The following is a 13,407-nucleotide window of genomic DNA, read 5'->3' as shown; positions in this document are numbered from 1 at the left end:
ACTTAATCGTTTAATTCAACTTCTTTTGTACTGAAACGCACTATTTCCTGAAAGTTTTTGACAAAAATAAATTAGCTTATTTTAAGACAAATAAAAATGCCGTTAGTTTGAGCTAACGGCATTTTATTAAGTAAATAAATGACTTGTTGTCACTACTTTTTCTTTGCCTTGGCATTAGGTAAATCGGTGACTGAGCCTTCATAAATTTCAGAAGCTAAGCCGATTGATTCATGCAATGTTGGGTGAGCATGGATAGTTAATGCAATATCTTCTGCATCACAGCCCATTTCAACAGCTAAAGTGATTTCACCTAGTAATTCACCGCCATTCACACCAACAACTGCACCACCTAGCAAGCGATTATCTGCTTTATTGAAGATCAGTTTTGTCATTCCTTCTGAACAATCTGAAGCAATAGCACGCCCTGATGCAGCCCATGGGAAGATTGACACTTCATAATCAATGCCTTTTTCTTTCGCTTCTTTTTCAGTTAAGCCCACCCAAGCCACTTCAGGTTCAGTATAAGCAATAGAAGGAATAGTTTTTGGATCGAAGAAGTGTTTTTTACCAGCAATCACTTCTGCTGCCACATGACCTTCGTGTACACCTTTGTGCGCAAGCATTGGTTGCCCCACAATATCACCAATGGCATAAATGTGTGGTACGTTGGTGCGCATCTGTTTATCCACTTCGATAAATCCACGATCCGTGACATTAACGCCAGCTTTTTCTGCACTAATTAACTTACCATTTGGTGTACGACCAATCGCCACTAATACCGCATCATAAGTATGGGTTTCGGTGCTGCCGTCTTTCTTTTCCATGGTGACGTAAATTGCATCATGTTTGGCTTCAACGGTGGTCACTTTGGTTTCAAGTCGTAAAGTGAATTTCTTTTGGATCTGCTTAGTAAAGACTTTAATCACATCTTTATCAGCAGCTGGGATCACTTGGTCAAACATTTCAACCACATCCACTTCTGAACCTAATGCATGGTATACAGTACCCATTTCAAGACCAATAATTCCGCCACCCATTAATAATAATTTTTTAGGAATGGTAGTTAGCGCTAAGGCATCTGTTGAATCCCAAATACGCGGATCATCATGTGGAATAAAAGGTAACTTAATTGGACGAGAACCCGCCGCAATAATGGCATTATCAAAGGTAATTTTAGTGATGCCTTTTGAAGAGGTCACATCCATGGTATGGCTACCTGTAAACTGCGCTTCACCTTGAATCACATTAACTTTGCGCATTTTTGCCATGCCAGCAAGCCCGTTAGTCAACTGGCTAATGACTTTTTCTTTCCAGCCACGCACTTTGTCTAATTCAAGTCTCGGAGCACCAAAATGGATACCATGTTCAGTTAATGATTTTGCTTCATCCATTACTTTTGCAACATGCAGTAATGCTTTTGATGGAATACAGCCTACATTTAAACAAACACCACCAAGTGTTGAATAACGTTCAACAAGGGTAACATCTAATCCAAGGTCTGCCGCGCGGAACGCAGCGGAATAACCCGCTGGTCCTGCCCCTAAAACCACAACTTGTGTTTTAACATCTTGACTCATAATTTGATCTCCTTAATTACATCACTAAACGACGTAAGTCGGATAAGACGTTAACAATATGGCTTAAGAAGCGCGCACCATCCGCACCATCAATCACTCGGTGATCAAAGGATAATGATAAAGGTAACATTAAGCGTGGCGTAAACTCTTTACCATTCCAAACTGGTTTCATGCTAGAACGAGATACACCTAAAATACCCACTTCTGGCGCATTAACAATTGGAGTAAACGAGGTTGTACCAATACCACCAAGGCTAGAAATAGTGAAACAGCCACCTTGCATATCGCTACCAGTCAATTTACCTTCACGCGCTTTTTTAGAAATTGCCGCAAGTTCTCGAGAAAGTTCAACAATGCCTTTTTTATCAACATCTTTAAACACTGGTACAACAAGACCATTTGGAGTATCAACAGCAACACCAATATTAATGTATTTTTTGATAATCAAGGTTTGAGCATCTTCAGATAATGAGCTATTAAAGCGTGGATACGCTGCTAATGCGCTAGCTACCGCTTTCATGATAAACACTAAAGGTGTGATCTTAAGGTCGAGCTTCTTCTTATCAGCTTCTGCATTTTGTTGCTTACGGAATGCTTCTAAATCAGTAATATCGGTTTCATCAAACTCCGTCACATGCGGAATCATGACCCAGTTACGGTGTAAATTTGCACCTGATACTTTTTGAATTTTAGTTAATGGTAGGCTTTCAACTTCACCAAATTTGCTAAAATCAACTTTTGGCCATGGTAATAAACCTGGCAATGCACCACCTGCAGCGCCACTTTCAACTTGCTTAACTGCATTTTTAACGTACGCTTGAATGTCTTCACGTAAAATACGGTTTTTAGGACCTGTCGCGGTAACTTTAGCGAGATTTACGCCAAATTCACGCGCTAAACGGCGCACTGATGGTGTTGCATGCGCATAAGCATCATTTTCAACAAAGTCATTACCCGATGATACAGGCGCTGATTTTGTAGTAGCAGGTGCTGCTGGTGTAGGTGCTGGTGCGGCTTTTTCAGCAACAGGTGCTGAAGCTGCTGGTGCTGTTTGGGTAGCAGGCGCTGCACTAGTTGTGGTTTCAAATTCCATAATTTTGGAACCTGTTTTTACTTTATCACCCACTTTTACTGTGATACTTTTAACTGTGCCAGCAATGCTTGCGGGTACTTCCATTGACGCTTTATCACCTTCAACGGTAATTAACGAGTCATCAACAGATATAGTATCGCCAACTTTTACTAAAAGTTCGGTGACTTCAACTTCATCGCCACCGATATCAGGTACATTGACATCAACAGTCTGACTTGTGGCAGCAGCCGTTGGTGCGACTTCAACTTTTGGTGCTTCTGGTGCTTGAGCTGCAGGCGCTGCACCACCTTGTTCATCAAATACCATAATGTCTACACCGGTTTGGACTTTATCGCCAATTTTTACCGAAATAGATTTAACAATACCTGCTTGTGGTGCTGGAATTTCCATTGATGCTTTATCACCTTCAACAGTCATAATTGACTGATCAGCTTCAACTTTGTCACCAACATTAACCAGAATTTCGGTCACTTCGACTTCATCACCGCCAATATCGGGTAATTTAATTTGAATACTCATTATAACAACCTCTTATGCAATTCGTGGATTAAGTTTATCAGCATTGATTTCGAATTTTTTGATCGCTTCTTCAACAACGCTAACTTCGATATCACCACGTTTAGCAAGTTCACCCAATGCTGCAACTACAACATAAGATGCATCAACTTCAAAGTGATGGCGTAAATTTTCACGGCTATCACTGCGACCAAAGCCGTCAGTACCAAGCACTCGATAACTTTCAGCAGGTACAAATCCACGAATTTGCTCAGCAAAAATTTTCATATAATCAGTTGAAACTACTGCTGGATTGTTATTCATAATTTGTGCAACATAAGGCACTTTTGGTGTTTCACTCGGATGTAGCATATTGTATCGTTCACAATCTTGTCCATCACGAGCAAGTTCAGTAAATGATGTTACGCTATAAACTTCAGAACTAATGCCATAGTTTTTAGCTAAGATGTCAGCCGCATCACGTACATGACGTAAAATCGAACCAGAACCTAATAACTGAACAGTCGGTTTACCTTTTTGACCTTCAACAGTATCAAGTTTATAAATACCACGACGAATGCCTTCTTCTGCACCTTCTGGCATTGCAGGTTGTGCATAGTTTTCATTGAGTGTTGTAATATAGTAGTAAACGTTTTCTTGTTCGCCATACATACGACGTAAACCGTCTTGCATAATAACCGCAACTTCATAAGCATAAGCAGGATCATATGAGATACAGTTAGGTATGGTTAATGATTGAATGTGGCTATGACCATCTTGGTGTTGTAAGCCTTCACCATTTAATGTTGTACGACCAGATGTACCACCGATCATAAATCCGCGTGCTTGCTGATCGCCAGCTGCCCACATTAAATCGCCAATACGTTGGAAACCAAACATAGAATAGTAAATGTAGAATGGAATCATTGGGAAATCATTGGTACTATACGATGTTGCAGCAGCTAACCATGAAGCCGTTGCGCCACATTCATTAATCCCTTCTTGTAAAATTTGACCTTTTTCATCTTCACGATAATAAGCAACTTGCTCTTTATCTTGAGGCGTATATTGCTGTCCATGTGGGTTATAAATCCCAATTTGACGGAATAAGCCTTCCATACCAAAAGTACGCGCTTCATCAGCCAAAATTGGTACTAAGCGTGGTGCTAATTCTTTATCCTTAAGCATAATGTTAAGAGCACGGACAAACGCAATTGTTGTTGAGATTTCTTTTGATTGTGCTTCAAGTAGTGATGAGAATTCACTTAATGCTGGAATAGAAACAGTACCAGAGAATTTGGTTAATCTTGATGGAACATAGCCGTGTAATGCATTACGACGTTCATGAATATATTTGTATTCTGGCGTGTGCTCTTCAAATTTGATATAAGGTAATTTTTCAAGTGCTTCATCTGTTACAGGAATATTGAAGAAATCACGCACATGACGCACTCCATCCATATTCATTTTTTTCACTTGGTGAGCAATATTTTTCGCTTCAGCAGCAGCACCCATACCATAACCTTTAATGGTGTGAGCAAGAATAACAGTTGGGCGATCTTTGGTTTCTTTTGCACGCTGGAATGCAGCAAACATTTTAGCAGGATCTTGACCACCGCGATTTAATCTAAAGATTTCTTCATCAGACATATCTTTAACTAATTCAGCAGTTTCTGGATATTTGCCAAAGAAATGCTCACGTACATATGCACCATCTTTTGATTTTAATGTTTGATAATCGCCATCAAGTGTTTCATTCATTAGACGAATTAATTTACCTGATTTGTCTTTTTGTAGTAATTTATCCCAACGATCACCCCAAAGAACTTTAATCACATTCCAGCCTGCGCCAGCAAATACGCCTTCAAGTTCATTAATAATTTTACCATTACCGGTCACTGGACCATCTAATCGTTGTAAATTACAGTTGATAACAAATACCAAATTATCTAATTTTTCACGCGTTGCAACGGTGATTGCGCCTTTTGATTCAGGCTCATCCATCTCTCCATCACCTAAGAAAGCATAGACGGTTTGTTCAGATGTATCTTTCAGTCCACGATTTTCTAAATATTTTAAAAAACGTGCTTGATAAATAGCACTAATAGGACCAAGCCCCATTGATACTGTTGGGAATTGCCAAAATTCAGGTAATAATTTAGGGTGAGGGTAAGAAGGTAGTCCTTTACCATGCACTTCTTGACGGAAATTATCTAGTTGTTCTTCGGTTAAACGTCCTTCAATAAATGCGCGTGAATAAACACCTGGTGAAATATGCCCTTGGAAATAAACCAGATCACCACCATCTTTTTCGTTGCGTGCACGGAAAAAATGGTTAAAGCAAACTTCATAAAATGTAGCAGCAGACTGGAATGATGCCATGTGACCACCTAGTTCCAGATCTTTTTTTGATGCTCTTAGCACCATCATAATTGCATTCCAGCGAACAATTGAACGAATACGGCGTTCTATTTCCCAATCGCCAGGATAAGCCGGTTGTTCTTCTACTGGGATAGTATTAATATAATTACTTGTTGATGAACCAAAAAGTAATGGCACACCACCATCTCTTGCTTTATTGACTATCTGTTCAATAATATATTGTGCACGTTCTATACCTTCTTCGCGAATAATTGAATCAAGACTTTTGAGCCAATCTTGTGTTTCAATGGGATCGATATCATTCACTTGCATATCCGACATATAAAATCCTCTTTTTTGTTAAAAAAAATGCAGTATTTGCTATCCTTAGCTATAAAAACTATATAAATTACAACTCTGCATTATGGATGTTTCACCTGCATAAGTCTGCCATTTTCATAAAAAAAGTAAAGCAAACCAAAGCTTAGAAAAGCATGTTAATTCCTATCAAATTAATCAACTATTTCAATGGTATTATTTAAAACAGTGTTAGTTATTTGATAAAAACCAAATTTTACTAATGAATAAATACAAAAAAATAGCTAGAATGTCTATACCGAAATCATCTACAAGTTGTCAAATTGTAGTAAAATCTGATATATATTTATAAAATTTTTGTTAATACCAATGACAATAAGCAATACTATGAGCATGAATAATGTCATCATCCAAGACCTACATATTGTTCCCTATATGCAAACTTATCAAGCTATGCATGACTTTACCCAAAATCGTCATGAACAAACAGTTGATGAAATTTGGTTAGTAGAACATCAACCTGTATTTACCCAAGGTAAAGTGGGTAAAGCGGAACATTTATTAAATCATACCGATATTCCAGTTATTCAAACTGATCGCGGCGGTCAAATTACTTATCATGCCCCCGGTCAACAAATCATGTATATCCTAATTGATTTAAGAAGACGCCATATTGGTATTCGCGATATAGTGAGCTTTTTAGAAAATAGTGTCATCCAAACTTTAGCACACTATGGTATCATAGCTTACACAAAAGCAGACGCTCCAGGTGTGTATATTGATCATAAAAAAATTTGTTCGCTTGGTTTACATATAAATCGAGGTTGCACCCTACATGGACTAGCCTTAAATATTGATATGGATCTTGCCCCGTTCAATAACATTAACCCTTGTGGTTATGCTGGATTACAAATGACACAATTAAAAGACTATGTCTTAAACATTGATCGTAACGAAATCAAACAACTATTAACCGATAATTTTATTAATCATCTACCTACGTATTAAGATACCAAATATGCAAAATAATGAAACAATAATCAGAAGCTCAAAATATCGTGATGCAGATAAAACACGCTTAATCCCAACAATCACATTAGAAGATGCAGCGCCACTTAAAAAACCTGAATGGATGCGAATTAAATTATCTGCTCACTCTGATAATATTGCGCATATCAAAAACACCATGCGTAAACATGGCTTGCATTCAGTTTGTGAAGAAGCCTCTTGTCCCAATTTAGCTGAATGCTTTAACCATGGTACAGCCACTTTTATGATTTTAGGCGATATTTGTACTCGCCGTTGTCCATTTTGTGATGTTGCGCATGGCAGACCATTACCACCCGATCGAGAAGAACCCATAAAACTAGCTAAAACAATTCAAGAGATGAAGTTACGCTATGTTGTTATTACTTCTGTAGATAGGGATGATTTAAAAGACGGTGGTGCCAGTCATTTTGCCTCTTGTACTCAAGAAATCCGCACCTTAAACCCCAATATAAAAGTTGAGACACTCACTCCCGACTTTCGTGGCTGTATTGATGAAGCAATTGAAGTGTTAAGTGCTAATCCACCTGATGTGTTTAATCATAACTTAGAAAATATCCCACGTTTATATAAAAAGATCCGCCCTGGAGCTAACTATGAAGGATCACTCAAATTACTGGCAGCGTTTAAAGCTCGACACCCTCAAATTCCTACAAAATCCGGATTGATGGTTGGGCTAGGTGAAACAAACGAAGAGTTAATTCAAGTATTAAAAGATTTACGTAGTCATGGTGTAACTATGTTGACGCTAGGTCAATATTTGCAACCAAGTAAATATCATTTACCGGTTGAACGTTATGTGTCACCACAAGAATTTGAAGAATTGAAGCAAACAGCATTAAATATGGGCTTTACCCATGCAGCTTGTGGACCATTTGTACGTTCATCTTATCATGCTGATTTACAGGCAATGGGTAAAGAGGTGAAGTAATCTTCACCTCTTTTTTATTGTTCTACTCAAAAGCTAAATCAATTATCTACGACCATAAAACGGCGATTTTCAGTGACTATTTGTAAAAAGACCGGCAAGCTGATTTTTTCGCCTTTTTGTAATTTACCATTAGAATCATAAATCTTAGAACGACCAAAGGCATCTAGAACCACTGTTTTATCATCATAAATTGCTGCAATGGTATTTTCATCACCCGCAACGAGCCATGGTCTAAATTTTCGCTTAAATAGATTCCTACCTTGACTATATTGCTGTGGTGGCGTAGTCACATGAAATACATCTTGCATTAATGTAAGCATAATATCAGTTTGTGAGGTTGCTTGCGTTATTTGAGCACTTTCTTTATTAGGCCATGACACAATCAATGGTACTTTTAATGATTCACGGTTAAAATCACTACCAGTGTTGCGCAGTGCTATTTTTTTTGCTTTATCAATTTTAATATCATTCGTACCAGTAATGATAATAACCGTCTCATCATAAGCCTTAGCTAATTTTAAATAAGCAATTAATGATGCAATATACTGATCTAATTTTTTAGCTTCAGATTGGAGGGTGGAAATCGAAACATTTCTATTTTTATCACCCAACGAATACTGGATGATAGAAAATAAAGGCGCATGATTATCAAGGCTATTTTGTGCTTCATGCCACTTCATCCAGTTTTCGGTTATTTGTTTATTAGACTGTCTTTTAGGCTCAGGGATTGAAAAGTTAGATAGCAACGCAGAACGATATAAAGGTTCTGCAAAACCACCTGTTGAAAATAACCCCAAATTGTAATGCTGTTTAGTCACAACCTCGAGCAATACAGACGGTTTATGTCCAACCAAAATACTATTGTAGTAATTTGGATCTAATCCATAAAACAATGAAAATTCATTCAAATATGACTGATTACTTGCACCATAATGATTAGTAAAGGTAATATTATTTTGAGAAAATGCCTTTAAATTCAACATATTCTTAGATAACAAGTTAGTATTCCATCCATCAATAACTATCATTAACACATTATTTTTTATTGATGACTGAACATAACTCATACGCCCCAGCGGATACTCAATTGCCATCGCAAAAGGATTTCCTTCCTGAGCAACACGATCGTGATAATCATTTTCTTTCATAAAACCGTAACGTTCAAGAAAATGGCGAGCAGTTAAAGGATAAGAAAGCGGAAGGCTTGAGCGTTGCATGGTAATGGGTCGATAAAAATTAGCATCAGCCCAGCTATGAATCAAATGCGAGGCAATAAAGCAAACAATAAAAAAAATCACTATTGGTTTTGCATAGCGTTTGCGTTTACTTAAGCTACGTAGTTTTTTCCAGCTCCAAACCGAAAATAAAATCTCAATTAATAAAATAAAGGGAATGGCAATAAATATCGTACTTAAATAAGAAACTTTTTGCGAAGAAAATACTTGCCAAATCGACAAATTCAGATGCATTCTAAAATGCGAAAAAACTTCAATATCAATAATCAGTAATGAAAGACCGACTGTTGCAAAAACAGTTGCAATAATTCTTTGCCATCGACACGAATGAATAAAAAAACTTAACGGAAAAAGTAAAATTAGATAAGCGACAAAAGTCAAATAACTAAAATGACCAATTGCACTGATAATTGCATAAAACCGCCCCATAAAAGTACGAGGCCAATCTGCAATAAGTAAATATTGACTACCAAGCAAAATTACAACAAAAATATTAAACAACGTAAACCAATGTCCCCAGCTAACAATTTGCAAGGTACGATCATCTTTGAAGTAAGTATTTTTGATTTTGAGCATGTTTAGTCGTTGATAATGGTGATAGTGAAGTTAAATAAACAATAGGGTTTGGCTTAGTTTACCTGATTTTAAAAAATCTTTCTGTAATTTTTTTATTCGTTAGCATAAAGATTTTGGTAATCTGTTGGCGATACATCGGATACTTGTTATAATTTCAAGATGAAATAAGCTAACAAAAAGACAATAATTTTGGCCATTACACAACTCAACGCACAACAGATCCAACCTGATTTATCTTATTTTTCTAAACACAGAAACACAACTAATACTTCAACAGTATTAGCGTCAGAAAAATCAGAACATTTACTTATGTGGCAACCTCGTGTCGCCTCTGCCTTGTCACTATTATGTCCCAACAAAAGAGTATGTTATAGTCCACGTTTTATGTTGCTTAAGGCATCTGAAAGCGAACTCTTTTTTGATTTATTCCAGCATGCCATTAAATGTGATTTACCTTCATCCCCACTGGGTTACAGTTATTTTTTTAGTGAAAACAAAATTACACTAACCGAAGCAAAAAGCAAACAAGATAATTTTGCAGCTCAAGATAATTGTTTATTTGCATCTTCTATTGATGCTGAAAAACTTTTTGGTTGTGTTAGACAACCAGAAAATGGTCCAATAAAATTACAAGCAGGACTGGTTCATCGTGCTAATGGTGGCGTTTTAATTTTAGGTCTTCGCTCTCTCCTTAGCCAACCATCGCTATGGACAAAGCTAAAGCAAATGGTAATAAAACAAGAATTTGAGTGGATTTCAGCTGATGAATCTCATCCTTTACCTTTATCTATTCCGCCTATGCCACTTGATTTACGTGTCATTTTGGTCGGGGATAGATTAAGTTTAGCCGAATTACAAGATTTCGAACCTGAATTTTATTCAACATCTATTTATACTGAATTTGAAAATGAATTACAGATCAAAGCACCCGAACAATTTGAACACTGGATTAACTATTTAAAATTTATTGCCCATAAACAGCAATTACCCGATATTGATACCTCAGCTTTTGCAAAAATTTACAAAGAAGCAACACGCTATACTGGTGATCAATATTACCTACCACTTTCGGTCGACTGGATTAATTCGCTATTAGTCAATGCGACTCATTTTATGAAAAATAGTGTAATTGACGAATCAGCGATCACAACGGCTATAAAACAAAAATCATGGCAAGAAAATTATTTGCACGAGCGACTACACGATGAGATTTTTAGCAATCAGATAATGATTAACACTAAAGATCAAGTCGTTGGTCAAATAAATGGCTTATCAGTCATTGAATACCCGGGACATCCAAGGGCTATCGGTGAACCAACACGTTTAAGTTGCCTTATCCATTTTGGCGATGGTGAGCTAATTGATATTGAACGCAAAACAGAATTAGCCGGCAACATTCATTCAAAAGGCATGATGATAATGCAAGCATTTATTATGTCGGAATTTGCGATTCATCACCAATTACCTTTTTCAACTTCTTTAGTATTTGAACAGTCCTACAACGAAATTGATGGTGACAGTGCTTCGCTGGCAGGGCTTTGTGCAATCATTAGCGCGTTATCCCAGCAACCTATCGATCAGCAATTAGCTATAACTGGTTCAGTGGATCAATTTGGTCATGTTCAAGCAATTGGTGGAGTGAATGAAAAAATTGAAGGATTTTTTGCTGTTTGTCAGCATCAAGGTTTAACAGGTGCACAAGGAGTAATCATACCCGCCACAAATCAGCGCCATTTAAGTTTAAGTGATGAAGTTATTGAAGCTATCGAACAACAGAAGTTTTCAATCTGGACAGTTGAACATATTGCCGATGCGCTTTATTTGCTCACGGGGATTCCTTATAAAGATAAAAGTAGTATCAACCTTTACCAATTAATTCATGCGCGTATGCAAGCGGCATTATTACAAGACAAAAAACAAGATAGTTGGCTAAGTAAATGGCAAAAATATTGCAAAAAGTAACAATACCCAATAAACTTTAGTCCAAAATTTTATTCATTATGGAATAAAAAAGGACGCTAGGTAACTTTTAATTTTTCAAAACATGTTTTAATTTACATAAAATAAAAGGTTTTTTTATGACATTTGAACGTAAATCATCGTACGATAAAGCTGATTTAATTAAATCAGGAAATAATGAACTATTTGGCCACGATGGACCACCATTACCATCTGATTTAATGTTAATGATGGATCGTGTTATCGATATGAATGAAAGCGGTGGTAATTTTGGCAAAGGTTTTGTCGAGGCAGAACTTGATATTAATTCTGATTTATGGTTTTTTAAATGTCATTTTAAAAACGATCCAGTTATGCCTGGCTGCCTTGGACTTGACGCTATGTGGCAACTAGTGGGATTTTATTTAGGTTGGATTGGCGGCAAAGGTAAAGGACGAGCTTTAGGTGTTGGTGAGGTTAAATTCACCGGACAAGTATTACCAACCAATAAAAAAGTGACTTATAAAATCCATTTTAAACGCGTAATTAATCGTAAATTGATTATGGGTATTGGTGATGGTGAAGTTTTTGTTGATGGAAAACTAATTTACCAAGCATCTGATTTAAAAGTAGGTTTATTCAAAGATACCAACGCTTTTTAATCACTACCTCTTGTCAGTCTTACTTAATATGAGTAAGACTGCGTTTAATTTCCAATTAATTGATAAATAAAACACAACGAAATATTCTCGCGTTATTTACTGTTATTTTGAATAAACGACGGTAATGAATATACATAAAACACAAAACTGATGCCTTATCATAAGTATCAGATATGGCAGCTACATTAATTATTCTAAAGAAACAACACTCCAATAACCAGCTTTAGTCGCACTACCTAAACGTTTTAATAATCCTTGCTCCTGAAGCTGTTTGAGATTACGTTCAATCGTTCTAGTGCTCACACCTAATTGTGCTGATAGATCGGTGATAGTTGCAGTTGAATCATTTTTTAGTATCTTTAATATATTTTTAGCTGTTTGAGTAATTTTAATTAAAGGATGAATATCTGTCTGATGTAACCAATCAAAAAACGACTGCATTAATATTGGTACACGATCAGCCTGAGGAGCCATATGAATAAGCTGATTTTTTCGATAGATCCCAACACCACAACTACGCCAATTCACTGAATATTCAACTAAACCTTTAGTAAGTAGCTTATGTGCTTGTTGAAAATGTTTTATATTGCCACTATTCCATTGTAGAAGTCTTTCATAAGCAAGTATTGCATTACGAACTTCCTGAACATCGCCACAGGAACTAAAACATGCTTACCATCCATAATAGCGGTAACTTGTTCTATGGATAAACTATTATGCTCAATTGCTAAAGATGCTTGAATAGTTCTGATACGGTTTTCTTTACGTAGTTGTGGTGATGCAAGCTTACCTGTTGTAGACCAATGCCCTAATAATTCACTTATTTCAGAAATAGAATTTACAATTGCAGGCGTAATATTATAAGGTGATGAATATTTGCTCATTATAAATATCCTTTCTTACTTTGAATTTTGCAGTAATTCATCTAAATAATCGCCCCACTTTTGTAACCATTCTCTACACTCATTATCATAACTATATAGAATAAGTACCTTCAATACCTTTACGTGAATGCCCTAATACAGCCGTAGCGACCTCACTCGGACATTGTAATCGAGATAATCCTGTGCGTACAATGCGTCGTAAATCATGAGGTGACCAATGTGGTATATTTAGCATTCCATTATCTCTTCATAAACACCAATTATATTCGGTTAATTTCTTTTGATATAGT

At 36.6% G+C, this 13,407-nt stretch carries 10 protein-coding genes and 1 pseudogene; 4 read left to right on the top strand and 7 right to left on the bottom strand.

Translation table 11 applies throughout. The annotated features are described in order from the left end of the window. Window positions 1-152: 152 nt before the first annotated feature. The 3 genes from lpdA to aceE are packed head-to-tail and all read right to left on the bottom strand — an operon-like array spanning window position 153 to window position 5,868. Window positions 153-1,577: a dihydrolipoyl dehydrogenase gene (gene lpdA, locus BQ5209_RS06745; RefSeq protein WP_085247779.1), complete on the bottom strand. Its 1,425-nt coding sequence runs from the start codon at window positions 1,575-1,577 to the stop codon at window positions 153-155. A gap of 16 nt (window positions 1,578-1,593) precedes the next feature. Then, window positions 1,594-3,189, bottom strand: coding sequence for a pyruvate dehydrogenase complex dihydrolipoyllysine-residue acetyltransferase (gene aceF, locus BQ5209_RS06740; protein ID WP_085247778.1), 1,596 nt, complete (start codon window positions 3,187-3,189; stop codon window positions 1,594-1,596). A gap of 12 nt (window positions 3,190-3,201) precedes the next feature. Next, entirely contained in the window at window positions 3,202-5,868 is a 2,667-nt protein-coding gene (gene aceE, locus BQ5209_RS06735; protein ID WP_085247777.1) for a pyruvate dehydrogenase (acetyl-transferring), homodimeric type, read from the bottom strand. Window positions 5,869-6,231: 363 nt separating this feature from the next. On the opposite strand from aceE, the gene lipB reads away from it, so the two are divergent. Continuing rightward, on the top strand, window positions 6,232-6,852 hold the full coding sequence (gene lipB / locus BQ5209_RS06730; RefSeq protein WP_143421867.1) for a lipoyl(octanoyl) transferase LipB: 621 nt from the start codon (window positions 6,232-6,234) through the stop codon (window positions 6,850-6,852). Window positions 6,853-6,862: 10 nt separating this feature from the next. Next, on the top strand, window positions 6,863-7,822 hold the full coding sequence (lipA, locus tag BQ5209_RS06725; RefSeq protein ID WP_085247775.1) for a lipoyl synthase: 960 nt from the start codon (window positions 6,863-6,865) through the stop codon (window positions 7,820-7,822). Between the two features lie 38 nt (window positions 7,823-7,860). On the opposite strand, the gene BQ5209_RS06720 is transcribed toward lipA, so the two are convergent. Next, window positions 7,861-9,633 carry a DUF3413 domain-containing protein gene (locus tag BQ5209_RS06720; RefSeq protein ID WP_085247774.1) on the bottom strand — a complete coding sequence of 591 codons (1,773 nt, stop codon included), beginning with the start codon at window positions 9,631-9,633 and terminating at the stop codon, window positions 7,861-7,863. A 336-nt stretch (window positions 9,634-9,969) separates the two neighbouring features. On the opposite strand from BQ5209_RS06720, the gene BQ5209_RS06715 reads away from it, so the two are divergent. Next, complete coding sequence (locus BQ5209_RS06715) at window positions 9,970-11,595, top strand: AAA family ATPase (RefSeq protein ID WP_370737831.1); 1,626 nt, start codon at window positions 9,970-9,972, stop codon at window positions 11,593-11,595. A gap of 116 nt (window positions 11,596-11,711) precedes the next feature. After that, window positions 11,712-12,233 carry a bifunctional 3-hydroxydecanoyl-ACP dehydratase/trans-2-decenoyl-ACP isomerase gene (fabA, locus tag BQ5209_RS06710; RefSeq protein ID WP_085247773.1) on the top strand — a complete coding sequence of 174 codons (522 nt, stop codon included), beginning with the start codon at window positions 11,712-11,714 and terminating at the stop codon, window positions 12,231-12,233. A 189-nt stretch (window positions 12,234-12,422) separates the two neighbouring features. On the opposite strand, the gene BQ5209_RS10805 is transcribed toward fabA, so the two are convergent. From BQ5209_RS10805 to BQ5209_RS11010, 3 genes and pseudogenes are all read right to left on the bottom strand, one after another. Then, complete coding sequence (locus tag BQ5209_RS10805) at window positions 12,423-12,761, bottom strand: HTH domain-containing protein (protein ID WP_244168452.1); 339 nt, start codon at window positions 12,759-12,761, stop codon at window positions 12,423-12,425. A gap of 53 nt (window positions 12,762-12,814) precedes the next feature. After that, entirely contained in the window at window positions 12,815-13,117 is a 303-nt protein-coding gene (locus BQ5209_RS10800) for a hypothetical protein (protein WP_208609970.1), read from the bottom strand. Between the two features lie 15 nt (window positions 13,118-13,132). Then, a pseudogene (locus BQ5209_RS11010) lies at window positions 13,133-13,337 on the bottom strand (tyrosine-type recombinase/integrase); the annotation flags it as partial. Window positions 13,338-13,407 lie beyond the last annotated feature (70 nt).

This window comes from Gilliamella mensalis, assembly GCF_900103085.1.
GTDB classification, from domain to species: domain Bacteria; phylum Pseudomonadota; class Gammaproteobacteria; order Enterobacterales; family Orbaceae; genus Gilliamella; species Gilliamella mensalis.
This window is presented reverse-complemented; position numbering and strand designations above follow the sequence as displayed.

Bases quoted from the DNA above. Each gene is read 5' to 3' on its own strand.
- BQ5209_RS10800 (WP_208609970.1), bottom strand. From the start codon at position 13,117: ATGAGCAAATATTCATCACCTTATAATATTACGCCTGCAATTGTAAAT.
- BQ5209_RS06720 (WP_085247774.1), bottom strand. From the start codon at position 9,633: ATGCTCAAAATCAAAAATACTTACTTCAAAGATGATCGTACCTTGCAA.
- aceF (WP_085247778.1), bottom strand. From the start codon at position 3,189: ATGAGTATTCAAATTAAATTACCCGATATTGGCGGTGATGAAGTCGAA.
- aceE (WP_085247777.1), bottom strand. From the start codon at position 5,868: ATGTCGGATATGCAAGTGAATGATATCGATCCCATTGAAACACAAGAT.
- lpdA (WP_085247779.1), bottom strand. From the start codon at position 1,577: ATGAGTCAAGATGTTAAAACACAAGTTGTGGTTTTAGGGGCAGGACCA.
- fabA (WP_085247773.1), top strand. From the start codon at position 11,712: ATGACATTTGAACGTAAATCATCGTACGATAAAGCTGATTTAATTAAA.
- lipA (WP_085247775.1), top strand. From the start codon at position 6,863: ATGCAAAATAATGAAACAATAATCAGAAGCTCAAAATATCGTGATGCA.
- lipB (WP_143421867.1), top strand. From the start codon at position 6,232: ATGAGCATGAATAATGTCATCATCCAAGACCTACATATTGTTCCCTAT.